The sequence below is a fragment of the Enterococcus sp. S22(2020) genome, from assembly GCF_020295385.1.
GTDB classification, from domain to species: Bacteria; Bacillota; Bacilli; order Lactobacillales; family Enterococcaceae; genus Enterococcus_L; species Enterococcus_L dunnyi.
Map to the genome: position 1 here is coordinate 117348 of NZ_JACFUD010000006.1, position 24963 is coordinate 142310.

Annotated in this window: 28 protein-coding genes; 7 read left to right on the forward strand and 21 right to left on the reverse strand. The window is 36.6% G+C overall.

From position 1 onward, the window contains the following. Positions 1–202: 202 nt before the first annotated feature. Entirely contained in the window at positions 203–1075 is an 873-nt protein-coding gene (locus H3T55_RS13205; protein WP_225534881.1) for a helix-turn-helix domain-containing protein, read from the forward strand. Between the two features lie 22 nt (positions 1076–1097). Here H3T55_RS13205 and H3T55_RS13210 read toward each other — a convergent pair whose 3' ends face one another. From H3T55_RS13210 to H3T55_RS13240, 7 genes are all read right to left on the reverse strand, one after another. Continuing rightward, positions 1098–3344, reverse strand: a complete 2247-nt coding sequence (locus H3T55_RS13210; protein ID WP_225534880.1) for a vWA domain-containing protein — start codon at positions 3342–3344, stop codon at positions 1098–1100. Positions 3345–3375: 31 nt separating this feature from the next. Next, complete coding sequence (locus tag H3T55_RS13215; protein WP_225534879.1) at positions 3376–4035, reverse strand: hypothetical protein; 660 nt, start codon at positions 4033–4035, stop codon at positions 3376–3378. A 17-nt stretch (positions 4036–4052) separates the two neighbouring features. Then, entirely contained in the window at positions 4053–4910 is an 858-nt protein-coding gene (locus tag H3T55_RS13220) for a BsaA family SipW-dependent biofilm matrix protein (RefSeq protein WP_225534878.1), read from the reverse strand. Positions 4911–4939: 29 nt separating this feature from the next. Then, a complete protein-coding gene (locus H3T55_RS13225; protein ID WP_225534877.1) occupies positions 4940–5698 on the reverse strand; it encodes a hypothetical protein in 759 nt (252 codons plus the stop codon). A 38-nt stretch (positions 5699–5736) separates the two neighbouring features. Then, positions 5737–6783 (reverse strand): BsaA family SipW-dependent biofilm matrix protein, encoded by a 1047-nt coding sequence (locus H3T55_RS13230; protein WP_225534876.1) that lies wholly within the window; start codon positions 6781–6783, stop codon positions 5737–5739. 96 nt (positions 6784–6879) lie between these two features. Next, entirely contained in the window at positions 6880–7623 is a 744-nt protein-coding gene (locus tag H3T55_RS13235) for a signal peptidase I (protein WP_087642217.1), read from the reverse strand. A gap of 142 nt (positions 7624–7765) precedes the next feature. After that, entirely contained in the window at positions 7766–7906 is a 141-nt protein-coding gene (locus H3T55_RS13240) for a hypothetical protein (protein ID WP_225550200.1), read from the reverse strand. A gap of 300 nt (positions 7907–8206) precedes the next feature. Here H3T55_RS13240 and H3T55_RS13245 point away from each other — a divergent pair, with 300 nt between their 5' ends. After that, positions 8207–8776 (forward strand): recombinase family protein, encoded by a 570-nt coding sequence (locus H3T55_RS13245; protein ID WP_087642215.1) that lies wholly within the window; start codon positions 8207–8209, stop codon positions 8774–8776. Between the two features lie 70 nt (positions 8777–8846). Here the strand turns inward: H3T55_RS13245 and H3T55_RS13250 are convergent, their stop codons facing one another. The 3 genes from H3T55_RS13250 to H3T55_RS13260 all read right to left on the reverse strand — a co-directional run bounded on the left by H3T55_RS13250 (position 8847) and on the right by H3T55_RS13260 (position 11452). Next, a complete protein-coding gene (locus tag H3T55_RS13250; protein WP_087642214.1) occupies positions 8847–9161 on the reverse strand; it encodes a DMT family transporter in 315 nt (104 codons plus the stop codon). A 1-nt stretch (position 9162) separates the two neighbouring features. Then, entirely contained in the window at positions 9163–9492 is a 330-nt protein-coding gene (locus H3T55_RS13255) for a DMT family transporter (RefSeq protein WP_087642213.1), read from the reverse strand. Between the two features lie 631 nt (positions 9493–10123). Beyond that, a complete protein-coding gene (locus H3T55_RS13260; protein ID WP_225534875.1) occupies positions 10124–11452 on the reverse strand; it encodes an aminopeptidase C in 1329 nt (442 codons plus the stop codon). A 145-nt stretch (positions 11453–11597) separates the two neighbouring features. Here H3T55_RS13260 and H3T55_RS13265 point away from each other — a divergent pair, with 145 nt between their 5' ends. The 3 genes from H3T55_RS13265 (at position 11598) to H3T55_RS13275 (ending at position 14384) form a co-directional block, all read left to right on the forward strand. Then, positions 11598–11972, forward strand: coding sequence for a GntR family transcriptional regulator (locus H3T55_RS13265; protein ID WP_225534874.1), 375 nt, complete (start codon positions 11598–11600; stop codon positions 11970–11972). A gap of 13 nt (positions 11973–11985) precedes the next feature. Next, on the forward strand, positions 11986–13368 hold the full coding sequence (locus H3T55_RS13270) for a PH domain-containing protein (RefSeq protein WP_225534873.1): 1383 nt from the start codon (positions 11986–11988) through the stop codon (positions 13366–13368). A gap of 509 nt (positions 13369–13877) precedes the next feature. Beyond that, a complete protein-coding gene (locus H3T55_RS13275; protein ID WP_225534872.1) occupies positions 13878–14384 on the forward strand; it encodes a GNAT family N-acetyltransferase in 507 nt (168 codons plus the stop codon). Between the two features lie 123 nt (positions 14385–14507). Here the strand turns inward: H3T55_RS13275 and H3T55_RS13280 are convergent, their stop codons facing one another. After that, on the reverse strand, positions 14508–14708 hold the full coding sequence (locus H3T55_RS13280) for a heavy-metal-associated domain-containing protein (protein WP_225534871.1): 201 nt from the start codon (positions 14706–14708) through the stop codon (positions 14508–14510). Positions 14709–14744: 36 nt separating this feature from the next. Continuing rightward, complete coding sequence (locus H3T55_RS13285) at positions 14745–15191, reverse strand: CopY/TcrY family copper transport repressor (protein ID WP_225534870.1); 447 nt, start codon at positions 15189–15191, stop codon at positions 14745–14747. A 332-nt stretch (positions 15192–15523) separates the two neighbouring features. Between H3T55_RS13285 and H3T55_RS13290 the strand changes: the two genes are divergently transcribed. Beyond that, positions 15524–16138: a type II CAAX prenyl endopeptidase Rce1 family protein gene (locus tag H3T55_RS13290; protein WP_225534869.1), complete on the forward strand. Its 615-nt coding sequence runs from the start codon at positions 15524–15526 to the stop codon at positions 16136–16138. Between the two features lie 71 nt (positions 16139–16209). Here H3T55_RS13290 and H3T55_RS13295 read toward each other — a convergent pair whose 3' ends face one another. The 7 genes from H3T55_RS13295 to nirB form a co-directional block, all read right to left on the reverse strand. Then, positions 16210–16743: a dihydrofolate reductase family protein gene (locus H3T55_RS13295; RefSeq protein WP_225534868.1), complete on the reverse strand. Its 534-nt coding sequence runs from the start codon at positions 16741–16743 to the stop codon at positions 16210–16212. A 101-nt stretch (positions 16744–16844) separates the two neighbouring features. Further along, positions 16845–17525: a uroporphyrinogen-III synthase gene (locus H3T55_RS13300; RefSeq protein ID WP_225534867.1), complete on the reverse strand. Its 681-nt coding sequence runs from the start codon at positions 17523–17525 to the stop codon at positions 16845–16847. Further along, entirely contained in the window at positions 17522–18430 is a 909-nt protein-coding gene (hemC, locus tag H3T55_RS13305; RefSeq protein ID WP_225534866.1) for a hydroxymethylbilane synthase, read from the reverse strand. The genes H3T55_RS13300 and hemC overlap by 4 nt, the downstream gene beginning before the upstream one ends. Positions 18431–18478: 48 nt before the next feature. Next, entirely contained in the window at positions 18479–19264 is a 786-nt protein-coding gene (locus H3T55_RS13310; RefSeq protein ID WP_225534865.1) for a formate/nitrite transporter family protein, read from the reverse strand. Positions 19265–19446: 182 nt separating this feature from the next. Next, entirely contained in the window at positions 19447–20430 is a 984-nt protein-coding gene (gene cobA, locus H3T55_RS13315; RefSeq protein WP_225534864.1) for a uroporphyrinogen-III C-methyltransferase, read from the reverse strand. Between the two features lie 2 nt (positions 20431–20432). Beyond that, positions 20433–20738 carry a nitrite reductase small subunit NirD gene (gene nirD, locus H3T55_RS13320; protein WP_225534862.1) on the reverse strand — a complete coding sequence of 102 codons (306 nt, stop codon included), beginning with the start codon at positions 20736–20738 and terminating at the stop codon, positions 20433–20435. A 1-nt stretch (position 20739) separates the two neighbouring features. Further along, positions 20740–23142 (reverse strand): nitrite reductase large subunit NirB, encoded by a 2403-nt coding sequence (nirB, locus tag H3T55_RS13325; RefSeq protein ID WP_225534960.1) that lies wholly within the window; start codon positions 23140–23142, stop codon positions 20740–20742. A gap of 175 nt (positions 23143–23317) precedes the next feature. On the opposite strand from nirB, the gene H3T55_RS13330 reads away from it, so the two are divergent. Continuing rightward, entirely contained in the window at positions 23318–23737 is a 420-nt protein-coding gene (locus tag H3T55_RS13330; protein WP_225534861.1) for a hypothetical protein, read from the forward strand. A gap of 46 nt (positions 23738–23783) precedes the next feature. On the opposite strand, the gene H3T55_RS13335 is transcribed toward H3T55_RS13330, so the two are convergent. Together H3T55_RS13335 and H3T55_RS13340 are read right to left on the reverse strand one after the other, a co-directional pair. Then, entirely contained in the window at positions 23784–24230 is a 447-nt protein-coding gene (locus tag H3T55_RS13335; protein WP_087642197.1) for a bifunctional precorrin-2 dehydrogenase/sirohydrochlorin ferrochelatase, read from the reverse strand. After that, positions 24218–24955, reverse strand: coding sequence for a sirohydrochlorin chelatase (locus tag H3T55_RS13340; RefSeq protein WP_225534860.1), 738 nt, complete (start codon positions 24953–24955; stop codon positions 24218–24220). Before H3T55_RS13340 ends, H3T55_RS13335 begins: the two co-directional genes overlap by 13 nt. Between the last annotated feature and the right edge of the window lie 8 nt (positions 24956–24963).

Genomic DNA, 24963 nt, shown 5'->3' on the forward strand with positions numbered 1-24963 from the left:
AATTTGAACTCTACAGACAATTAAAATGTAATAAACCATACAAGTAACAGAACCATATTTATTCAGCTCCTTCCTAATCTAAAAAAATTAATCTAAATATTAACTTTTTTAATTAGTTATTTATTTTTTTGTTATAATAACACACAGGAAGTAAATTTTTTCAGTCGGTAAAGTATTTTATACCCAGAAAGGAGATTTTTTTTTGAATAATTATGGATCATTAATAAAAAAAATCAGAATTGAAAAAGGTCTCAGCCAAAAAAATGTTTATTCAGGAATAATGACTAGACAAACTTACTACTTAATTGAATCAAATGTCAGCATGCCCTCATTCGATAAATTCTTATTGATCTTGGAGAAACTATTTCTGTCTGTTGAAGAGTTTCTTAACTTACTTGACCCAGAGTATTTTCCCGCTGAAAACCAGTTATACTACGAATTAAGTCATGCTGTTTTTAAAAAAGATAAAGCTTACCTTGAGACGTTGAAACAGCTTGCTGATCAACGCTATCAAACAACAAAAAATGAAAAGTATTATCATCTTTTTTTGATTACACAGGCGATGCTTCAAATAAATTTTACAAACGAAGAAACACCGCAAAATCCTTCTTTACAGCAACTTATGAGTCCGATCAAAAACTATTTGATCGGTGTAGATAAATGGTACCTGTATGAGCTAAAACTTTTGAACAATTCTCTTTATTGTTTTTCGCCCTCAGAGGCGATCGCTTTAGGAACATTAGTGACCGATAAAATCGATCCCTTGAATCAAATTGAAACTTTACAAGATACAAAACTGAGAATTTATTTAAATCTCTCCTCGTTATGTTTAAATTATAAAGACTATCAACATGCCATGGATTTTTCTAAACTTGCCATCGCTAATGCTCAATCGGATTATCGGCTATTTGAAATGCTTATCGCCCGCTTAAATCATGCGATTGCCCATTCAGCTGATACATCTAAACAATTGACACCTGAAATCACAAAATACTTAGATATCCTAGAGACCTTAGATTATTGTAAAATCGTTGAGGACTATCAAAGTATTTTGCAATCAAATCAAATTAATTGATTTATATTTGTTTTTTATATTATTACTGACCAAATTGATTTACTTTGTATGCCCAACTATAGGGTCTAGGTGACGTTTCTTTTTCACCATCGTTAGTTGTTCCCAATTTTGGTGTAATAAACATCGTCAGCCAGTATTCTTCGTTCGTTTGATAATCTAGTTCTGCCTTATTCGTTTTTATTAATCCACTCGTATTACTTGAAATATGTGTTGTATTCAGATTCTGATTCGTTGAAGAAACAATATATCCTGCAAATTGATAGTATTCTGGAATGATATCGCTAATAGATACTTTTGTTTCTCCTTTTTTCAACATAAGTTCATATTTCATAAACAAGGATTCAGATACTTCGGCTGGCGTATCTTTTGTTGTGCTTTTAGAAATTATATTGCTCGTTTGATCAGTGTTTTCAATATCAGATGTAAAATATCCTTTTGAAGGGATCACCAGCTCTTCATTTGGGCTGATTACAGCTTGTCGAATATTTAGATACACTTTTCTTATTTGAGCGATTCTTGTATTTGTGACAATGATTTGTTGATCGGTGTATTGCCCATTTACCGAATCGAATTTGAAGACATCTTTGGTCCCTGCTGTTACTTGTCCGTTGATCTCTATTTGCGTCTCATAGTCTTGTGTCGACTTTAGTAGTTCTTCAATCGTGTATTCTTGACCAGCTTTCCATGGATGGACGATCTTTTTCACTTCGGTCGGGAAAAGTGTAAATGTATCGTTCCCTGTATATTGATCATTCCCATATTTAAAATCAAACGAATCAGACTTCTCTGTCACTTCCTTACCGTCTTCATCCAGGAGTTTCTTTTGCAGACTTACAATAATTGGTTTGACACTAGGAACGTCAAATTCTAACGGTATGACCGTATCATCGTATCTTTTATAAACGATCGTTGTTTTGCCATTTGTTTTAGCTAATCCATTTGTATCGATCACATTAGGTTTTAAGACATCATTTGTCGCATCTACTCGATAGGTCATTTCCGCATACATCACATCTTCATCTGGATCATTTGAAACAGGCGTTTTGAGTGTTCCTACATCCCAATTGATCGTTTTTACACCTAAAACATCCTTCACTTCAGAATTTCCTTGAGTGACAGATTCACTGCCATTCATAACAAAACCTGTTCCCATCGGATCTACGACATGGGCTGATTTGATGGCACCAACGATTTCACCGGCAATGCCACTTAAAATGTCATCTAAATTATCTGCAGTTGCAGCAAAACATTTATCCTCTGATGAGGCAATTTCTTTCAAGGTCTGATTCCCCGTTTTGATTTCATCATCTTGAGAAGCAGAATCTAAATCCACACCGATCGTATAGAAATCTGTTACTAAAAAGTCACCATTTGACATCTTTTCATTTTTAGTAATGGTTGCTTGAGCAATCGCGCTATGTGCATGATTGGCCATCAAACGATTTTTAGAGCCTGTGGGCATTTGCTCATATTCTGGTGCAAATGCACCAATACGATATTTAGCACCATTTCCGTAAGGTTTACTGTAGTCAAAATTGGCTTCTGGAATCGTTTTGACACTTTCATAATAGTTATATCCTGCAGCACCACTAGGATAATCAAAAAGCTCCATCCCGCTTAATTGGTTATAAGGTGCAGTAGGCGGATAGCTATAGGTTGGTACTCCATCAGAAATAAGTACGATGTTTCTCTTTTCTCCAGTAGCTTTTGCCATGACTTCTGTTGCAGATTTGATTCCAGCTTGTGTAAAGGTTCCTCCGTTGACAACGGGTTCTAATTCTTTGATTTTATCGATCAGTAGACTTTTATGGGCGTAATCAACAAATTGATCACTCCATCCAGCCTGATTGAATGTATAATTCGTCACAGTGGAATTATAAGTAACTAAAGCGATTCGATTGACATAATCTTTGTGGAGCACCATGTTTACAAATTTTTCTGCGGCGCTCTTAGCTTTGATCATTCGATCATTTTCTTCCATACTTCCTGAAGTATCAATGATTAAAACAATATCCGTTGGCGGCGGTGGAAATTGGTTACGTCCTTCGATCCGAACGGTGATATCCCACTGATTGACCATACCCTCTACCGGTTTAGCGGTCTTACTCAATTTCACTTCCCCAGGTTGAAGATCAGTCTTCAAGGCAGCTTTGATAGGCGCATTCGTATATAAGAGTGCCGACTGTGCAAAATAAATTAATCCAATCAAACTTGCAACAATCATCATCCAACGAAAAAAACGTAATTTCTTTCTTCTTCCCTTTTTCATGAGTGCACCTTCTTTCTCTAGATTTTTACTCTTATTGACCGCTTGTTTGTCCTTTCAATGCATTATCAACATCTAAAAGCGGGCCGGTGGTCGGTGTCTCAGTGTTCCACCAAGCATCTCGATAAGAATATTTCGTTGTTCCGATGCCTTCTGCTTTGATTTCAATGGTCAATGAAACATTTTCATATTCCTCTGTAATTGCCGCCTGATTCATTTTGACTTTCGTAAAAAGAACTGCTGTCTGTTCATTTTTCGCTAGTTTCTTTTTATAATAGAAATAACCATCCTGTCCGTTGATCCAATCTGTCAGATTGTAATCGATCGTCAAAACCGGGTTGCTTCCTTCTGTCGTAGCTGGCAATAAGAGCGTTGAACCATTCGATTGTTGTTTGGTGATACTTGGTAAAGCTAACACTCGAATAAAGATATCCTGTTCACCAGTATTTGTTATCTGGACTTTTTTTGAATATTCTTTATCTGGCTCAAATATACTTGGCGGATCAAATTCTTCTTTGATCTCTGTCTGAACATTTCCTACTCTAAAATCATTTTCTTTTTGATCACTATCTGTTAAAGCTGCATACGTTCGATGCAATCCCAATGACACCATCACCAAAATGATCGCTGCGCTCGTAAGTAAAAAGAGGGATTTCGCTATTTTAATTTTCTTTTTTGATTTTTTTGTTTTCAAAATGGCTCCTCCTCTTTTTAGTCACTTAGCCGATCTTTATATAAATTGGCTGCTGGGCTTGACGGTGCGATCTCCCAATTACTCAACAAAATTTGCGTGGCATCGTGAGCGTCCATTACTGGTTCTAACTTATAAAGAGCTCCCTTAAATTTGTTTGGTGCACTTTGATCCAGCGAAACACTCTCAATAATCGGTGTTGTTAAGTCATTTGGCTCTAATAATTCTGAGTAATAAAAATAACCATCTTGATATAGCCAGTAATTTTGTGTCCCACTTGCTGGCAAACTTTCGTAGATATTCGTTGGAAAGTTCACTTTGAACCATTTCAAATCTGTTGCGTTGCGAGCTGCATCTTTGAACTTGTATCGGTCTGCTGCATTAGCTGGGATCACTGCACTTTTAGCAATATAATAATACCCATCATAAAGAAATGTCCCGCCTCCTGCTGCTGCATTTGCCCAGTTTTTTGGATGCTCTATTTCTACAATCGGCTGTACGGCATTGGGCGAAAGAGCTAAATTCCCATTCCCTGTCTGATCTGCCACATCTATTTTGAACATCAGTAAATATTCATATAAACTGATCCGAACAAAGGCAGGCATGTTTCCAGTGTTTTTGACACGAACGACTTTTTTTACTGTCATTCCTGACTGCCATTCGAAATCCGGGACGAAATCTTCAACGATTTCAGCTGATAACCTCGCTCCCACAAAATGGTTGTTTTCTTCGTCTTCTGAAACGAACCAGGCATATGTACTTCCTAGAACCATCAAACCAGAAAAAAGAAACGCGCAGACTGCAATGATTAGTTTGGCATGGAGTTTAAACTTTTTTCTGCGAGTATTTTTTTTCTTTTTCGCTAACTTCTTTTTCACACGCTATTTCCTCCTGTCTTTTGATCGTTCTAAGAAATCCATTTTTTATTTTTCTTTCCTTGCTCATTTTTTTTATGCTTCAAGATCAATAGGACGATCAAGATCAAAAATAGGCCAATACACATGAATAACAAAGCTTCACGCCATTGTTCACCTGTTTTTGGAAATGACAGTCGATCTTTTACTGTGTCAATGATATTTTTAGGCTTGTCTGGTCCTTTTGTATCGGGTAATTCTGTTTTAACTGCTTTAAAGTTCCAAATATTTTCGACTACGTTCTTTTTGAAAAAATCCCGATTTGTGTAGGACTTACCATCCAGCTCAAATTTAGCTTCTAATAAATGAGTATCTCCTCCCTTATAGATGCCTAAATTTAAGGGATTTGCTTTATCTTGTAAATTTCTTGCTTTACTAACACCTGACAAAGGTCCTTGATACACTTCTTTTCCATCAAGAAATAAACTCATTTGAATAGCTTTGGATAAATCAAGATTTCCTTCGATCAATGTCGGTTTACTGCTAGTCATGGTTAATTGATACGGGATATCTTTCTCCACATTGATGATCGTGATTTTGGTAGACCATTTTTTACCAGGTGCGACATCACGAATATCGATCAAGTATTTCCCATCACTATTGACTTTAATTCCTTGGTCATCGCCAACTACCATCCCAGAAGGAAGAGCGGACTCACCTCTAGCTTCAACAGGTTTAAAAGCAATCAATAGGCTAAACATCAATATAAGACCGATCAAAAGCTTTCCTTTCCCCCTGTGCTGATTCTTCATCCTTCTTCCTCCTTAAAATAGATAGTTGTTTCTTTTTATTATTTAGCTGGTACTAAAGCTTTTAGTGCAGTTGCTAATGGGTCATTGACGCCTGCTGGCAACCATTGATCTACAGCATCTTTGTATGCTGAGATTCCTTGACCTTTAACAGTTAAATCGTAGATTAGTTTGCTGTATTCATTACCAGCAGTTCCAAGCAATTTAACAGCGTCCATCAATTGTGATGTATTTACGCCTGGTGCAACAACACTTGTGTAGTAGAAGTAACCATCAGCAGCATTGAAATACCATTTGTCAGCAACTGTAGGATCTGTTGTAATATTGTTGAATGATACTTGAATATTTCCAGAACCTGTAGCAGCTGGTGCATTCCAAATTAAAGTACCGTCTGCAGTGAATGTTGGTGTGTAGATCGGTGCATCTGTCCAAGTTCTTTCGTCTGCAGCATTATATTCTAATGAAACATAGCTTAATGATGGTGTGCCTGATTTCACTTTGATTTGATTAGACGCATTACGTTCAAATCCGTCAACTCCGCTAGCGTGGTAAAGTACGCCGCCTTTTTCAAACGCATAACGGTACGTATAAGTTGTTTTTGTGCCGACAGTTTCAGCTTTTTCTTTTACTTTTAATGTATAAGTTCCACTGAATTCACCCGCAGCAACAGTTAATGTTGGCGCAGCTCCATCAAAGACAGAATCTGTAAATCCTGCTGGTGCGTCTGTTCCTGGTAATACATAAACAGTTTTGCTTGTTTGATTTTCAAGCTCTGCACCTGTTGTTTGTTTTGCGTTATGATCTTTCAATAATTGTAATGACTCACTTAAAGATACACGGATCAATGTGTCATATTTACCGATATTGGCAATCGCCACATCTTTGTTTACTTCTGAACCTGGTTCCCATTCGGTCGGTGGTTCAAATGTTTCCACTACTTCGATATCTTTTCCCGTTGCGATCTGACCTTCAAAGTGGTTGGTTTTTTGGTCCTCACTCGTGAACCAGGCAAATGTCGCTGCCATTACAGCAACAAGCGCAAATCCGCTTGCTAAGGCCAATATTTTTTTCTTCTTGTTTTTTTGCATCTTTTTACTTCCTTCCCCAATTTTTTTATATAATTCACCTTTTGATCAAGTTGAAGTCGAGATACTCTTTTCTTCTTGATCAAAAAGAAATTACCGTTATTTGTTTAAAATGTAATAGCGAATGATCGTGATAAAACCAAAGACTGAAACTAAGAAAATGATCGACACCAGTAGATTTTCACTGACAAAGTTCAAAATACCGCCTACTTTAGGTATCGCAAAAACTTTTTTACCAACTACTTGTTTTTCACTTATAGGGACGTCCTCCGCTTTATTTGCATCCCCTTGTGTGATATAGTAGGTCCCTTTGGTATCACCTAAATGATCCATTTTCTTTTTTACTCTATGTGTCAAAAAAGCAGTGCTGTTGATGCTAGGCTTAAAGGTAATGATGTCTCCCACCTTTGCTGAGTCACCTTCAATATTCTTCACGACAATAATGTCTCCAGAATGAAAGCCGCCTTTTTGAGTTTTAGGATCTCTTGGCACCATTGAATCAGTTAAAACACCAAAAAAACGATAACCAAGAACACTTCTGTCTGAACTCTTGCTTGTTGCAAACAATATCGATCCAATAACCATGAATGAAATAAAACTATAAAAGAAAACATTAAAAATAAATGTATACAAGGGATTTCTCTTTTGCTTTGGAATCGGTTTTCTTCTTTCTGAATGTCCCTTATTTTTACTCTTTTTAGAACTAGGAGGTGACTTTCTCGCTTTCTTTTTTGGGTTTGATTTTTTATTTTCTGAATTTATTTTATTTATAGATTGTTTTGATGATTTTATTTGCGCATTGCCTTTTTTTTTCTTCCTTTTTTTCTGTTGCTCTTCTACCATTTATCAAACCCTCATTTCGTCCACAATCACCTTGTTTTATTCATTCATGTTTATTAGAACCACACACTGTTAGCTTAAGAAAACCAACTTATCGCTGATATCATCATTTAATCTACTTGAGATTATCTATCCCTCAACATTCTTATCTGATCAAAGCTTCCAAAAAACTAATGATATTGAGAAAATCAACTAAAACGCAAAAAAGAAATACAGCGATCAGCATAAAGCCCATCAAACCGTATTTCTTGTGTGTTTCCTCTGAAAGTAAAAACTGGTATTTCATTTCTATAAAAAACATTAGTTTATTATAGAGAAAATCGAAAGTCAATATCATTTTAAAACTTTTTTTACATTTTATTTTTCATTTTTTATATAATCGAAAATAGCGGAAAAAAGTAGGTGATTCACATACATTATTAAGTCAGATTGAACTATTATACATATAAAATCAGCGTTCTAATTACATGCATAGAGCAAAAAATTTTATCTTTTATCGTTTTATATAGAATAATTCCTCGACCTTCGATTTCAAAAAAACAGATTTATAGTATATTTCATTATAATCAAACAGGGGTGTTTAGAAATGACAGTTATCGGCTATATGCGCGTCAGTACACAGCAGCAGAAATTTGATTCCCAAAGAAAAGCGCTTGAAAAGTATGGCGTGGACGTGATCTACAAAGAAAGAGAAAGCGGACGAAAAACATCTAGAAGTGAATTGAATAAGGCTCTTGCTCAATTAAAATCGGGAGATACGTTAGTCATTTTCAAGCTAGATCGTTTATCCAGAGGGACAAAGCAACTGTTAAGTTTATTAGAAGAGTTTGACCGGAAAAACATTCACTTTGTAAGCATCCAAAATAATATCGATACCTCTACACCGATGGGACGCTTCTTTTTCACGATCATGGGGGCCTTTGCTGAGATGGAGGCAGAATTGATCAGAGAAAGGGTGATTGCAGGTTTAGATGCTGCGAGAGAAAATGGAAAACAACTGGGACGACCGCCACGTACGAAAGAAGTCCAACAGGCTCTGAAGCTTTATACCGAATCTGAGTTATCCGTTCCTGAAATTGCAGAAAAGTGTGACATCTCTATTCCAACTGTCTACCATCATATAAAGAAGCAAAATCTACATAGAAAAGTTCATTAAACAAAAAGTCAGCTTAGACTCACTCGGCCGATGATCCAAGCAGTCTAAGCTGATTTTTCTATTTTTTAGACTAAGCAATCAATTTTAATCCAATGACTGACGATAAAATGACTCCAATGAATAAAATTCTTCGCCAATCTTTTGATTCCCCATAAAGGATCATACCTAAAATTGCTCCACCTGCCGCACCGATCCCCGTCCATATTGCATAAGAGACGCCCATCGGTAACTGTTTCATTGCCAAATATAGAAAAATAAAACTGCTGGCAAAAGCTAAAACCAATAAAAGCAGTGATCTACTATCTTTTTTTTGATTAAACCGATTGATCGAAGCAACACCTAACATTTCAAAAATTCCAGCAATGACTAAAAAGAACCAACTCATTTTATTCCTCTCCTTTTTCACCTGTCACAAATTTCAATCCCATGACACCAGCTAATAAAACAATGATCAGTAAGATCTTGCTGATTTTGAATTCTTCACCGAAAAATAGGATGCCTGAAATAACCGTTCCAGCTGTCCCTAAACCGACAAACACAGCATAAGCTGTTCCGACCGGCAGTGTTTCACCCGCCTTTATCAACGCATAGAAGCTGATAAAGATGAATATACCTGTCAGCAACAATTGCCACCAGTTAGAACTATGCTTCATTCCAATCACCCACAGCACTTCAAAAAAAGCACCCACGATCAACTTTATCCAATCTTTATTCATTACAAATCCTCCTGACTTTAAATAAACAGTCTGTCCGATCAACTAAAAAAAGCGTCAACCAACAATTCCATCTACGGCCTAAGAATTGTTGATTCACACTTTGAGTGACAAGTTGCCGGCGCAACCTGTCAAAAGTCTTTTATTTAATTCGTTCAAACTGATTCTCATTCTACGCCACAATAATCCAGATAGCAATAGAGAGAGTAGTTTTTCTATTAATTTCTAATGAATAGAATCAGTCTATTTCTGTGAAACTATTTTCACAGGCTGAAATTCTCAAACTAAAAATCTCAAAAAAGCTCTTGATAATACCTATTTTACTATTATTATGAAAATCTTTTCGTTCTGTCAAAAAGTTCATTTCAATCTAAGAATTTCTTAAAATATAACGTTCAGGATTTTGTAAATCCAAACAACATATGATACACTTACGTTATCAAAAAAAGATTCTAAGTGAATCGGTTAACGTTGATATTACTTACTTTAGGCGGTAGTAATATCAACGTCTTTCTTTATCTCTACAAATTATAACACACAAAAAGCTTTTTGAAAATATACATAGACCTTTGGTAACAAAAAAATCCTGAAATCGATTTATCGGGATTTTTTTGTTACCTAAAAGTGTGCATTATTATGCTAATGCACCCATTGGATCCCAAGGTGCTAACATGATAGGCTCTTGTTTCCAAACCTCTTGTAATTCTTTAGACAGCAACTCTTTACGCACTACGATTTGGTACGTATATTCATCCATCCAAGCATCACTCATCACGAAGAAGCCTTTATCACCAACTTTTTCTCCCCAGCTATTTTCAACTTTCCATTTTGTAGACACACCATCGATTAAATCAACACCTGTCAAGACCATTGCATGTGTCATTAGACTTTCACCAAAATCCAAACGCTCTGCCTTCGTCATTGTAAAATCGATATCAAAAAGATCATTCATCTCATAAGCATCTAACGACATGATTCCGCTATCTCTAGTAGAAGATTGGCCCACATCACACCCAAACCAAACAGACTCTCCTTGTTCTAATTGAGCCGCTGCTAGTTTTTTAAAGGTTGTCATATCCACATTGATATATTTCACCGCTTTACTGCCGACCACGTTACCAAGCATTTCAACAGTATAGGTCTTGTTGTAAGGCTTATCCGCTGTCGGTGCATTGATCACGCTGACATAGTCATCCAGATCAACACCAACATATTTTTCATAGAAGGACTGCGGAGTCAATCCTTGATCCAAATAATAATTTTTTTCCTCATCGCGGTATTCAAAATCAAAGGTTTCTGGCGGTGTTCCCAGTGAGATCGCCAAGAAATTATAAATTTCTCCCAGCATTCTTTCTTTTGCTACCTGCACTTCTTCTATTGTTTTACCATTGTGGATCAGCTCACGAAGAGTGACTGCATCTTTTCTTAACTTTTTATTTAGATAATTATTTAAATCACGAGAATTAGAACTGTTGCTGCTTTCCGGCATCGCAGTTTTTGGTACAACACCATATTTTTGAAAAATAGAGACGATCATATCCCACTGTCCGCCATCTTGTTGTGGTGTTGCTAAAAGGAAAGCTACTTTGCGGCTGTCTAATTCTTGATCAGCAGTCGCAATGATATTTTCATAAAAATAGTTGGATTTCTCATATTTATCCCAGAAAAAAGTATAGTTTTGAGAAAGTTCAAAATCTTTCAAGTTAAAGCTGTTGATCATTTTGTGTCTAAACGTATTAAGTGCTGCAAACATCCAGCAACGTCCACTTTGTTTTTGGTTTGCTACTTTCCCAGTCGCAAGATCTACAGAAAAGACAGGAACGTTATTCACCTCTGCTGCTTGATTCTGAGCTGAAGCGCTGATTCCATTTTTTACGACACTTCTTTGCAACGCATTTTGCTTATTGTTTTCTGCAAAAGCAGCGCGAAATTTTTGTGTCATTGTTGGTTCGATTATTGACATATTCATTCATCCTTCCACTTTTTCATCGTTCTTTTTTATTATATGCCTGATGATTCATTCTCACAAGTTTTTGTAGAAAGTCATTGCTTTTTAATATCATCTGTATTAATATATATAATACAAACGATACAAAAGAGGTGAAATCATGTTATTGGAAATAGATACGCAAAGTCAAACGCCTATTTATCAACAGATTTGTAATCAATTGATCATCGGAATCGCTAAAAATCAGTTGCAGGCCGGAGAACAATTACCATCTGTTCGCCAAATGGCAGATGAAATAGGTGTCAATATGATGACTGTGTCAAAAGCTTATACATCATTAAAGGCAGATGGCTATATTTTAACTGATCGACGCAATGGGACGATAGTCGCTGATCGGCAATCACCAACATCACAATTTCAAGAATACTTTTCTGAACGATTAGATTTATTATTAGCTGAAGCTGTTATCCACCAAGTAACCGAAGAAACTATCCAAAAAAATGTGAAACAGATTTATCAAAAATTTGACCAATAAAGGTGTGTTAAAAATGAATTTTTTATTATATGTCATTCTTGTAGGTGTTGGTTTTTTAATGGCCTTTTCAGGAAGGATCCCTGCCAATCCACACAAAAGCATCGTTTTAGAAACAACGTTACCAAAAGAAAAACTTCAAGATCCGCAAGTTTTAGCTGTTAGTAAGTTGTATAAAAAACGGTTACTGCAATGGGCTATCGCTTTTTTATTTATTGCTTTACCTGTGATCTTCATTCCTTATGATTCATTGACCATGATCTATTTTTTAACTGTTCTATTTGGCTTTATCGGGACTTTTTTCTACTTGGAAGTGATCTATATTCGTAAAATGACTGCCGTCAAAGTTCAAAATAAATGGTTTTTACCTACTCAGCCGATCTTGGTAGATACTAAGCTTGTTGCCAATAAGAACCGCAAATTGATCAGTGTTTGGTGGTTTTTACCAAGCTTTGTACTCACTGTTGCTGGAGCTATTTATTCATTGATAGCTGTCGGTAAAGATAATGGTTCTTGGCTGCTTTTCTTTATCAGTCTATTCTTATTTGGCTTTTTCTTGCTTTTCTATTATTTTATCAGTCGTTTACCTGTTAAACCTTTGACAAGCGATGAAGCGATCAATCAACAGGTCAACGATCTAATGCGGCACCACTGGTCTGTCTTGATGGCTGTTTCAGCTTTGGTTTTGAGTCCATTACCATTTATAGCTGGTTTGTCCGTCATTTTACCTTATGAACAAATGATGCTTTTGACTTTTGGATTTGTTTTAGCAATCTTACTATTTATTGTATTCACCTTCTATTATCTATTTTCTTCTCGTAAGAAACAGGATCAATTGATTTCTTTAGCAGAAGAATATCGCTATAGTGATGAAGACCAATACTGGAAATATGCGATTTATATCAATCCTAATGATAAAAGAATTCTTGTTCCTGACCGGGTCGGGATGAATATTACAACAAATCTAGGGCGCCCAGCTGGAAAAATCATCATGAGCCTCGTCGGACTTTTTGTTTTCGGTGCACTCATTGCCGTTAGCATCCCGATGCTGATCAGTGATTTTTCAGCTAATCCATTTGAACTATCAACTTCTCATAACGGCATCCATTTATCTGCGCCATTTTCTAAGAATAGAGAAATCGAGTGGGAGGAGATCAAGTCAGTACAGTTAGTCAATGAACTGCCAAAAAATACGATTCGCGTCTATGGAACGGCTACTGAAAATTACCTAACTGGAGAATTTCAAGTAGATGATCACCCTGCGTATCTTCTCGTCTATCGAAAAGAACAACCGATCCTAGAAATAGAAACGAAGGATAAGCGTTATTACTATACAAATAAAGATAGTCAATTGACTAAAAAATATTATAAAGATATTCAATCTATTCGTGACAAATAGGAAATAAGCAGCACGTCCAGAGCAAAATCGGAAGACAATTTTGTTCTGGACTCTATTTTTTAATAGACAGTGACAATAGTTAGATTCTCGGATTTTTACGCCAATCGCTCAAACCTAAGGAGCTTTGACCTCATTCTCTCGTTATTTTCTGAAAAAGACATTACTGGATGACTTTTGACTTTGATTGGAGCTTAACTACCGAATAACCCATTCAACTCTTCTCTACTAGTATTTCTAGCTAAAGATACGATTTCACTGATTTAACGTTCACTTACTCTTTGCATTTTGTTCGTTTAGGAATGCTCTTTGCATTTTCTAAAAAAAGATTATATCCTTATTTTCTATATGCTGCATGCCTTTTCACTTTATTTCTACTCTCACGAAACATTATTATAAGTGATCGTTCAATAACCAAAAATAAGTAAAAAATTGCACTTTTTTCTAATTATATTTTGACATATTCCTTTTGTATGATTAAACTGGTCTTAACGAATAGGAGTGATGAGCAAATGACTGTATTCAGTTTAAGAGACTATCAACGTTCTGACTTAGAAGAATTGGTGGCGTTATTTAATTCAACCGTTCAAGCGATCAATAAAAAAGATTATACAGAACAACAAATCGAACAATGGGTGCAGCCCACACCTGACTATGAAAAATGGGATGCTGTCTTAACTTCTACTTACACACGTGTTGTACTAGTTGGTATGAAAATCGTCGGCTTTGGAAATATATCAAAATCAGGCAAACTTGATTATTTATATGTAAGCAAAGAATGGATCGGTTATGGCGCAGGAAAATTATTAGCAAATGATTTGATCGACTATGCATTTAAAGCAGGAGCGAAGGAAATTACTGTCCACTCTTCGATCACAGCGAAATCATTCTTTGAATCACTTGGCTTCAAGGTAGTGAAACAAAATAACAATTATCGTAATGGTGTGCTCTTGCTAAATTATTTGATGGTCTATGCTAAAGAAAGCACGCCTACTACAAAGTTCTTTCCTTTTATGTAAAAAGGAGTCTCAGACAAAACTAAAAAACAGTTTTGTCTAAGGCTCTAATTCCGAAAACGGCGAGAAAAAAAGCAGCTCCTTTGGAAAAAAGAAGGAGCTGCTTTTTTTCTCGCCGTTTTTCCATTAAGCAACCGTAAATTTTGTTTCTGACAGAGCTTGCTGCAGCTCTGCATTTGAAATTTCTCGATCACTTGTGATAGAAGCAGATTTTTTTTCAAGATCAACTGCGGCTTGTTGAACACCTGCAATCGATTCAAAATTTTCTTTGACGATATTTACACAGCCGTCACACTTCATTCCATTGATCGTTACTGTTTTTTCCATGTATAAACACTCCTTAATTATTTTAGTTTTATTTGATTAATGAACATGATGACACTGACATTGACCAGGAATACAGTTACAAGGAACAACTTCAACAGCTGTCTTTCTTTTCTCTTGCAAAAGACTTTCCAGCTGGTCGATATCTGAGAAACTTAAAGTACTATTATCGATGATCGATTCTAATACCTTTCCCACTTTTTTACTGCAGATCTTTCTCAATAGATCTTCTGAGAGAACTTCGATACTTCTACGCTCTTCGACTAACGGAAAATAGGTAAATTTATTCCCATTGCGCTTTGTTCCGAGCATTTCTTTTTCTACTAGTCGACTAAGCAACGTCTTCACAGTCGTGCTTTTCCACTCAGTCTTTTCATTCAAAATCTCAGTGACTTCTTTACTAGTTGTTTCTTCTTTAGTCCAAACAACGCGCATGATCTCCCACTCTGCATCGGTGATCGCTGAAGTCTTTTTCTTATCAGACATAGGAAGTCTCCTTTACTCGTATTCCAAAAAACAACTACATCCGTAGTCTTTTTATATTCTAATAATAGCTGTTTCTTACATCTTTGTCAACAGATGATTCTTTTTTCTTCTGATTTATCTGATTTGAAAATAAATCATGGTATTAAATATAGGACCTTCTTCGATGAATCACTTTGATCAATGTATACTCATATCATTCCCTGATTTGTGAAAGCAACTTGTTTTTTTTATTAGGCGAAAGCCATTATACTTAACTAAACATTAGAGTTAGCATAGTATCCTTAACAATCATTTCTTTGCACAACCATTACTTTTTAGAAAGAGGTATTTTTATGAAAACAAACGAAACGATGCACAGCTCTACCCCTAGACTTATCGGCGCTGCTTTCCTTTTATTACTTGGCTTTTTAAGTCTAACAACTATTCCATGGGCTTGGAGTGGGCTTTTTGTTGGAGGTATTTTGGCATGGATTTTAGCATTTGGAAAAAGCAGCAAACAAGCCTTTAAAATGCCTCATAGATTATGGTTGATCCCCGTTGGTGTTATCAGCTATTTTATTGTCGCCCTTTCGGTAGGAGTGATTGCACAAGCAATCGGATTCAATTGGGCAGCTAATCCTGAATCAGGCAATCTAGGCTCAATCATTTTTATGATCCCTTTTATGCTGATGGGTGAGGAATTACTTGGTATCGGTGTCTTGGAAGGTTCTTTGAGTTCAGGTTTATCTTTAAGAAGCAGTACTTTGTTGAGTGCCCTTATTTTTGGTCTTCTGCACATTCCTTCTTATTGGGACGGCTCATTGTTTTCAACAATTATGCATGTATTATTATTACAAAGTGTTGCCCGTTTGATTTTAAACTTGATCTATCTAAAAGCTGGAAAAAGCATCTGGGCTTCTTGGATCACCCATTTATTGATCGATTTGATTGCTTTATCTATAGGTTAGTAAGTAAAAAATCATTTGTTAAAAAAATAAGGTCGGCCTGTCAAACTCTCCATGACAGACCGATCTTATTTTTATTGTTTCGAATAAGTTGTATAAACCATATTGTTTTTTACATAAACATTTTCGACTGTGAGATTGATTGGACCGTTAAATTCGTTGAACAAAGGAATTCCTTTACCTAATATTACGGGTATTGTTGTAATAATGTAGGTATCAATCAAATTTGCTTCAACCAAAGGTGCAATAATACTGCCGCCTCCAACGATCCAGATTGCTTTTCCTTGTTCTTTTGCTAATGTTTTGACCAGATCAACTGGTTCTTGATTTGTAAAGATAAGGTTTTCTGAATCATCTTTCGTACGACTTGTGATAATGTAAGAAGTTTGCTCCTCGTATGGATACTGATCAGGGGCTAATTCATTTACCACTTGGTCATAGGTCGTCCGCCCCATTACTACTGTATCGATTTTTGCCATCAGTTCTTGGTAGCTTGTTTCATCTTCAAGCAATTCCGCTCCGCCACCCAAAAAATCAATGCTACCATCCGTCTCAGCGATATATCCATCTAAACTTGCCGCAATATATAAAATAATTTCTCTACTCATTATGCTCCTCCTTTAAAGTATTCATGCTAGTCTACTCATTGTACTAGATTTGTTTTTCTAGTCAATCAGTTTGTCTACTTCATTGGATTTGAAATAGATTCCTATTTTACGATTGCATCATAGCACATCTTTTTGATTGCTTTTTTGGTCGTTTCTCCCAGACAATAGAGTACGGGCATCTTTTCTAGTCTTAACTCTGAATATAGAGTAAAGAAACGAACCCACAACGATGGGCTAGCAAAATAAACAGCTGCGAACTCCTCTTCATTCAAGTATCTCCGTAATTTTTTTTTACTTTCATCTGGAAAAAAGTTGATATAAATAACGGGTGCATAAAGTGTATGCCCTTGATTCAACAAAATATCTTCCCAAGCTGAGTCTGCTAAATTACTTTTAGGATAAAAAATCGACGTAGATTCTGTCTGATGCTCTAGCCAAAAATGAAATAGGCTCTTTTTAGTCGGTTCTGGTGCTACAAGAAAAATTTCTAAGTGATTGTTCAGCAATATATTTGCTGTTTTAGTCCCAATAACAGCAAATTTTTTTGAGTGCAGCTGTTGCATCATTCCCTCTTCTCTCACTTGTTCTAAAAAAAATTTAGCTGCATGTTGACTCGTTAAGAAAATCCATTCGCATTTTTTTAACTCGTCACCAAATGTAGGATGACTATGCTGCTTTAAAGCAATCAAGGGTATTTCGACAGTCTCAAATCCTTGCTCTTGAAAATAAACTCGATCATCTCTATTATCTTCAATCATTCGTGTCAAAAGTATCTTTTTCATTTTTTCTCCTGATCGATCTTTCCTAATAACCGCTTAGCCATCATTTGACCTACACCCCTTATATCTTGTACAGTAACTGTCTCACTAAAAGACCTTTGTAGTTCTTTATCTCCTAAAAATCCTGAAAATCGATAGCCCTTACTCAACTTGGCTGCATATGCACCGATAGGGATATCACAATTTCCATTCAATTCAGCTAAGAAAGCACGTTCTTCCATAACCAATTTTCTTGTTAAAGAATCATCGACCTGACTTAAAAATGCGATCATCTCTAGATCATCACTACGACATTCTACCGCTAATGCTCCCTGACCAACCGCTGGTATACACTGCTCACATGTCAAATGAATATATGGATAGCTAGGTTCTTCAAACCAGTTTAGTCGTTTTAATCCAGCAGTTGCTAAAACAATGGCATCAAGTTTTTCTTCTTCCATCCGCTTCAAACGAGTACCTACATTGCCACGAATCGATTCTACTTGTATGTCTTCTCTGAGTTCCTTCATTTGAAATTCACGTCGTAAGCTACTTGTACCGATTTTTGCCCCAGAAGGTAGCTGAGCTACTGTATCAACTTCACGAAAAATCAGACAATCACTTGGATCACTCCTTTTGGGTAATGCTGCCAACGTTAATCCATCGACCATATTTGCCGGCATATCTTTTAAACTATGCACAGCAAAATCGATCTTGCCTAATAGCAAAGCTTGCTCTACTTCATTGACAAATAATCCCTTACCGCCGATTTTAGATAGACTAACAGAAAGTAACTGATCTCCTTTAGTAGTCATAGGTACAATTTCAAAAGTAATATCTTTTTGCACTGCTTTTAATAATTCTAAAACAATCATCGTTTGTTTCATAGCCAGTGGACTATTCCTAGTACCGACACGGACAGTTTTCATCTCTTTTTACTTCCTTTATGTTTTCTTATCCTATAATCATACTAGATTTTACTTGTTTGACAACCGACGCGTACCTACTTTATAGGCCAAAAAGTATAAACCAGCTACAAAAAATCCACCGCCAATGATATTTCCTAAATAAACACTAACCATATTTTTTCCGAAAGCACCCCATGTATTTCCGCCCAAAAGTATTCCCATAGGGATCAAAAACATATTTGCTACTACGTGTTGATATCCACAAATCACAAAACCCATGATCGGCAAGAAGATTCCTACAATTTTCCCAATAAAATCTTTCGCTGCAAAATTTAGATAAACAGCGGTACTGACCAAAAAGTTACAGGCGATTCCTGAAAGAAACCCTTGTATGAACGTATCTTTTGTTCGTCCCAAAGAAACCTGAATCGCACGCTCTGAAAAGTCTCCTAGTAGTGCGCCACTTAGATAACCAAAAAAATAGGCAACAAATAGAGAACCAAGTAAGTTAAAAATCGTGACGATCACAATATTTCGCAGCCAATCTTTTCCACTGATTTTTTTAGCAAACAAAGCCATAGTAACAACCATCATATTACCTGTCACTAGTTCACCTCCAGCTAATAGCAAACAAATCAAACCAAATGGAAAAACAGCAGCACCAATCACATTAACTAGACTACCCCACTCCTTCGGCATCGTTCCCATTGCACGAATCATCGCGACTCCTGCAACAGCAATAAACATCCCAGCTAAAAAACCCAAAGCAGCCAATGTCAACACACTTGCTCGAGTTTTTTGGACTCCTTTTTCAATTGTAACATCAACTATTTCTGGCGGTTGAAGTGACCCCATAAAATTTCATCTCCTTAATTTAAAAGCGAAATGAGCCATCTTAGTCTTGACTATAAAATAGTAAAACATGACCGAGGCATTTTGGTCCTCAGTCAGCTTTTATCTTTTTTCGAGAGACCGGCTCATGTAGCTAGATAACATAACTGACCAACTTAGGTCTTCAAAATAAAACATTTAAAATATCAAAAAGTTATTTCTTTTTTCAAAGCATCCCATTGTTTGTTATATCTCGTTTCTATTCCCTGATCCAAATAAACAACTTCATTGAACGAATGATCCTTCAAATATTGTTGGTGGACCTCATCATATCTACGATCTCGAGTTTCACCAACTTGAATGGCGTAAACGTCTGCACCTTCTTGCGTATACGAGAGAATTGTTTCAAACTTGATTTTTTGCGTATCGATCAATAAAATTTTATGTCCAAATAATGGCATTTCCTCAAACCAGTCTGTATCTTTGCGGTAAGCTACTACTTCTCCTAGAATGATCAATGACGGATTTTGAATGTGATTGTCCTCAATGGTTTGAATCAACTTTTGAAGCGTCGTTGTTACAGTACGCTGACGACCAAGGCTCGCCCATTCAATGATAGCTACTGGTAAATTATTCGAGACACCTTGCTCTAGAAGTTTTTTCTGCGTGCTTTTCGCTCGTTCTATGCCCATGTATAAACACATCGTTCCATTTTCTGTCAAACCTTTAAAATCAACCGTTTCACCAGCTTGACGATGAGCGGTTGCTAAAGTTACTTTACTGCTGCATTCTCGGTGAGTTAAAGGGATGCCGCTATAACTGCTTGCAGCTGATGAAGCAGTAACACCTGGAACAATTTCATAGCTGATGTTTTCACTTTTTAACGTTGTGATCTCCTCGCCGACGCGGCCAAAAATACCAGGATCGCCGCCCTTTAAACGCACTACACACTGCTGTTTTCTTCCTTCTTCCAACAATAGGTCATTAATATTTTTTTGCTTTAACACGTGATTCTTAGGGTATTTACCGCTATAAATAAAACGGGCCGAATCTTTAGCTAAGTACAATAGCACAGGATGAACTAAACGGTCATAGATGATCACATCAGCTTCTTCCAACACTCGTTTCCCTTTTAATGTCAATAGTTCCGGATCTCCCGAACCTGCTCCGACAAAATAAACTTTTTTCATAACTACACCATAACGTAGACAAGATTTTCTTCAATAAGCGTTTCATAGGCACGAACACAGCCTTCGTCTGGTTCTTGGACTTGCCCATCATTCAGATCGATCTTGTAATCATGTAGTGGGCAAAAGACATATTCACCAGAGACCGTTCCTTCAGCTAAAGGTCCTTGCTTATGAGGACAAATATTTTCGATCGCTTTCACACGATCATCGCTTAAACGATAAACGGCAATTTTCTGTTCTCCAACAATGACTTCTTTTCCCATTCTTGATGCTAATTCATCTAAGCGGGCAACAAAAACTTTTTTCATTTTAGACTCTCCCTACTGTGTACAATTCTTCCCGTATTTGTTTATCTTCAATAACTTCATCCCACGGATTACCGCGACGCCCCTCAACCGCTTGATCTAATGTGGCTAATAATTCTTGTCGTTTTTTAGGATTTAGCAATACTTCTTTCACAACTTCAAAGCCCATCCGTTCGATCCACGGCGCTGTACGCTCTGCATAAATTCCTGTTTCCCGGTAATATTGAAGCATTGCTCCACAAATATCGATGACTTCTTTTTCTGTCTCAGCCGTTGTTAGTAGTTGCGCTTCTTTCACTTCTGTCCCGCCGTTTCCGCCAATATAGATTTGGTACCCATTTTCAACTCCGATGACTCCGAAGTCTTTCACGCCACTTTCCACACAACTTCTTGGACACGCAGAAACCCCCATTTTAAATTTATGTGGTGTATCAATAAATTCATACCGTTGTTCTAATTTAATTCCCAGTCCCATAGAATCCTGAGTGCCAAAGCGACAAAAGTTTGCTCCAACACATGTTTTCACAGAGCGAACAGCTTTAGCATAAGCACCCGCCGCTTTCATATCCAATTCTTCCCAAATTTTTGGCAGATCTTCTTTTTTGATACCATACAAACCGATTCGTTGGCTTCCTGTCACCTTTACCATTGGGACATCATATTTTTCAGCAACTTTTGCAATCAGCAATAATTGTTGGGGATTCGTTTTTCCGCCACGCATTCTTGGGATCACCGAAAACGTTCCGTCATTTTGAATATTGGCATATAAGCGTTCGTTGACATAGCGAGATTCTTTTTCATCGTCATGTTCTTTTGGCCAAGCAACATTCAAATAAAAATTGATTGCCGGACGACATTTGGGACATCCTTCTGGGTTAATAAAGTTTAATTCACGATATACTTCTTCTGAAGACGTTAATTTTTTCGCATAAATTTGTGTAACGATCTGATCTCTTGTTAAGTCTGTACAGCCACAAATTCCTGTTGGAGCTGAAACCACTTCTCCGCCTAACGCATGTGCCAACACGTCACTGATGACTGATTTACATTTTCCGCAAGAGCCGCCAGCTTTAGTGTGCTTCGTGACCTCTACAACAGATGTTAATTCTTTTTCTCTTATAGCCGTCATGATCGTTCCTTTATCGATCCCGTTACAGCCGCAGATCACCTCATCATCCGGCCATTCACTAACATCGGCACTCGCTTCTTCGCCCACCATATGCAGTAATGAAACAGGTGTATAGTCTTCGATACTTTCGTTCTTCTTTAAAATATTGTAGTAGCGATTTCCTTCACTCGTATCTCCGTATAAAACAACACCGACCACTCGATCCTCTTTGACAAAAATTTTCTTATAAGTGTAGTTGATACCATCAAAAGCTTCAATACTATTTACACCTTCTTGCTGCTTGATATTGCCAGCAGAATATAAATCGCAGCCAGATACTTTTAGCGAAGTAAATGTCGTACTTCCTTTATAAGGTTTTGCTTCACGTCCGGTCAAAACATCTGCTAAAATTTTGCCTTGCTCAAATAATGGCGCAACTAAGCCGTAGACGTTACCGTTATGCTCAGCACATTCCCCCACTGCATAAACATCTTCAATACTGGTATGCATAAAATCATCTACGACAATTCCTCTGTTGACTTCAATATTCGCTGCTTTAGCAACCGTTGTCTCTGACCGAATCCCAATCGACATTACAACTATGTCTGTTTCGATCGATGTGCCATCACTAAAAGCCAAGCCTGTGACACGATCTTCTCCTAGAATTTTTTGAGTCATTTTTTCCATCAAAAATTTTAGTCCTTGTTTTTCCAAATCAGCTTGCAGCATTTTGCCAGCTTTTTCGTCCAGTTGCGTTTCCATCAACCATTTTTCTAAGTGAACAACTGTGACGTCCATCCCTTGATCCAAAAGACCCTTAGCCGCCTCTAAACCAAGTAAACCGCCACCGATCACGACTGCCTTTTGGTATTTTTGAGCTGCTTCCAGCATATTTTCTGTATCATCGATCGTTCTAAAACCAACCACACCCGGCAGGTTTGCTCCTTCTACTGGTAAAATAAATGCTCTAGAGCCTGTTGCTACAATACATTTATCATAAGAAATTTCTTTACCTGATTGTGTAATAACTTGTTTTGCTGCGGTGTCCATCTTTACAACTGGATCATGATTGATCAGTTCGATCTGATTTTCTTCATACCACTCCAACGGATTTGTAACGATTTCAGGAACTGTCATTTTCTTTTGCAGTACATTCGACAACATAATACGGTTATAATTCGGATACTTTTCTTCACCAATGATCGTGATTTGATAACGTTTTGCATCACGATCAAGAATTTCTTCAATCGTACGAACTCCGGCCATTCCATTTCCAATTAAGACAAGCTTTTCTTTCATTTTATTCATGATCCCCTTTTGTGATTGATTGAGCAATCTAGTCGATAATTTGCTGTTTTCAGCATAACAATAAGTATGAATACTGCCTATTAGGGAATTACCTAATTAACTACAAGTATGCGATCATCTATAGAAAAGCATTATGATATACTAAGGGAAAGGAGTGAAAGAAAAAATGAACGAGCTTGGAAAATTATTATACAAATCCAAAACAGATAGTTTGAAAAACGGACTGGTTTTCACTGTTTTAGGAATCGTAATTGCTGTCGGAGCCAATTTTATATATGCCAAATTATTTGGATATATTATTGGATCTATTTTTATTTTGATTGGGCTCTTTTTCCTTATATTCAAAAGAGCCGATCACATCGCCATTCATGAACATGCGATTTTATTGAATGTAAAAAAACAAATAGTTATAAAAAGGGCTGACATCAAAGAGATTACTTATAAAGAATTAACCCCGCATAAAAACCCTATAACTAGTTATTATCCTGTTTTGCTTTTGAATAATGATCAGAAAGTTTTTATCAACATTGCTTTTAACAACCTTATTAATAAAGACTTTGAAAAAATTATTAAATCCTATTTATAAAAAATAACCATGTCCTATCGTCAAATAGGTCATGGTCTTTTTTTACTTAATTTGTTGAATGGTTTAGATTCAATAGATTTTCCAATTTTTTTCGCTTCTCTTTTAGTTTAGCTGGATCCTTTCCATAAGAAGATAAAGCTATCAAATAATCTTCTTGTTCGATTGTACTCATGTTGTAAAAATTGCTATTTTCTTTGTGACTACAGTCATTGACCCACTGCCAGTCAACGGCATCCTTTACAATTTGCTGATTGATCGTGAAAGAATCTGTGCAAGCAAAAATCAAGTGTGCTGTTTCGATATACTTACGTTCATAGAGAGCCTCAATCAATTGAACATCACTAAGCTTAAAAAATTCCGGTAAGATGTTTGGTGCGATGATCGTAGCTGTACCGTTCGCCTCTAAAACTGCTTTTGCTTTTCTTAAAGCAATTTTACCGCCACCAATAATCACGATTTTCTTTTCTGTCAAGTCAAGCATTACTGGATACATGCTAGTGCCTCACGAACGATTTCTTCTAAATCACTCAAAATTCGAAAATCAAACTCTAACGTTGGTGTAATAATAAAGCTAGTTGTTGGAAACACTTCTGCTAGTTTATTCTTCATGATCGTGATCAAGTGCCCGTCAAATAAAAAGAAAGGAACGATGACTGGTTTGCGCTCTTTATCCAGCTGCTCACCAATGATCTCTAAATAATTTTCTTGCCCTTTTAAGCTGACTGCTGTTATTGGATAGCCGACCTGCTGTTCAATTTCTGAAGCAATTTCTACTAATATTTGCTGAGGTTCTTCTGTTTTTTTTGTGCCATGAGCCACCAAAAAGCCGATCATTTCATCATTCGGCTGTTCTTCACAAACTGCCTTAAAGCGCTCGAGTAAAACAGCTCGGCTGCCTTTTTTACTGCCAAATGTTTCAGTTTGAATAAATTGAACTGTTGGATATGCTTTTTTAACATGCGCTAATTCTGCTGGAATATCAACCAATGCATGCTTGGCAGCAAATAGTAATACTGGCACAACGATTATTTTTTCAACACCAGATTCAATCAATCGTTCTGCGATAACTGCAATAGTATCGGGATGATTCTCTAGAAATGCTGTTTTTTGTACAAGGTTGGTTGGTAATTTTTCTTGCAACTGTTGAATAAATGTCATTGCTGCCTGATTTTTTTCATTTTTTTGACTGCCGTGAAAGACATAAAGAATCCCTATCATTTTTTCAC

Coding starts and splice junctions, on each gene's coding strand:
- H3T55_RS13250 (WP_087642214.1), bottom strand. CDS start 9,161: ATGAGTTGGTTCTTTTTAGTCATTGCTGGAATTTTTGAAATGTTAGGT.
- H3T55_RS13245 (WP_087642215.1), top strand. CDS start 8,207: ATGACAGTTATCGGCTATATGCGCGTCAGTACACAGCAGCAGAAATTT.
- H3T55_RS13260 (WP_225534875.1), bottom strand. CDS start 11,452: ATGTCAATAATCGAACCAACAATGACACAAAAATTTCGCGCTGCTTTT.
- H3T55_RS13240 (WP_225550200.1), bottom strand. CDS start 7,906: ATGAAATACCAGTTTTTACTTTCAGAGGAAACACACAAGAAATACGGT.
- H3T55_RS13270 (WP_225534873.1), top strand. CDS start 11,986: ATGAATTTTTTATTATATGTCATTCTTGTAGGTGTTGGTTTTTTAATG.
- cobA (WP_225534864.1), bottom strand. CDS start 20,430: ATGAAAAAAGTTTATTTTGTCGGAGCAGGTTCGGGAGATCCGGAACTA.
- H3T55_RS13330 (WP_225534861.1), top strand. CDS start 23,318: ATGAACGAGCTTGGAAAATTATTATACAAATCCAAAACAGATAGTTTG.
- H3T55_RS13265 (WP_225534874.1), top strand. CDS start 11,598: ATGTTATTGGAAATAGATACGCAAAGTCAAACGCCTATTTATCAACAG.
- H3T55_RS13255 (WP_087642213.1), bottom strand. CDS start 9,492: ATGAATAAAGATTGGATAAAGTTGATCGTGGGTGCTTTTTTTGAAGTG.
- H3T55_RS13295 (WP_225534868.1), bottom strand. CDS start 16,743: ATGAGTAGAGAAATTATTTTATATATTGCGGCAAGTTTAGATGGATAT.
- H3T55_RS13235 (WP_087642217.1), bottom strand. CDS start 7,623: ATGGTAGAAGAGCAACAGAAAAAAAGGAAGAAAAAAAAAGGCAATGCG.
- H3T55_RS13225 (WP_225534877.1), bottom strand. CDS start 5,698: ATGAAGAATCAGCACAGGGGGAAAGGAAAGCTTTTGATCGGTCTTATA.
- H3T55_RS13335 (WP_087642197.1), bottom strand. CDS start 24,230: ATGTATCCAGTAATGCTTGACTTGACAGAAAAGAAAATCGTGATTATT.
- H3T55_RS13280 (WP_225534871.1), bottom strand. CDS start 14,708: ATGGAAAAAACAGTAACGATCAATGGAATGAAGTGTGACGGCTGTGTA.
- H3T55_RS13310 (WP_225534865.1), bottom strand. CDS start 19,264: ATGGGGTCACTTCAACCGCCAGAAATAGTTGATGTTACAATTGAAAAA.
- H3T55_RS13290 (WP_225534869.1), top strand. CDS start 15,524: ATGAAAACAAACGAAACGATGCACAGCTCTACCCCTAGACTTATCGGC.
- H3T55_RS13210 (WP_225534880.1), bottom strand. CDS start 3,344: ATGAAAAAGGGAAGAAGAAAGAAATTACGTTTTTTTCGTTGGATGATG.
- H3T55_RS13230 (WP_225534876.1), bottom strand. CDS start 6,783: ATGCAAAAAAACAAGAAGAAAAAAATATTGGCCTTAGCAAGCGGATTT.
- hemC (WP_225534866.1), bottom strand. CDS start 18,430: ATGAAAACTGTCCGTGTCGGTACTAGGAATAGTCCACTGGCTATGAAA.
- H3T55_RS13285 (WP_225534870.1), bottom strand. CDS start 15,191: ATGTCTGATAAGAAAAAGACTTCAGCGATCACCGATGCAGAGTGGGAG.
- H3T55_RS13300 (WP_225534867.1), bottom strand. CDS start 17,525: ATGAAAAAGATACTTTTGACACGAATGATTGAAGATAATAGAGATGAT.
- H3T55_RS13340 (WP_225534860.1), bottom strand. CDS start 24,955: ATGATAGGGATTCTTTATGTCTTTCACGGCAGTCAAAAAAATGAAAAA.
- nirB (WP_225534960.1), bottom strand. CDS start 23,142: ATGAAAGAAAAGCTTGTCTTAATTGGAAATGGAATGGCCGGAGTTCGT.
- H3T55_RS13275 (WP_225534872.1), top strand. CDS start 13,878: ATGACTGTATTCAGTTTAAGAGACTATCAACGTTCTGACTTAGAAGAA.
- nirD (WP_225534862.1), bottom strand. CDS start 20,738: ATGAAAAAAGTTTTTGTTGCCCGCTTAGATGAATTAGCATCAAGAATG.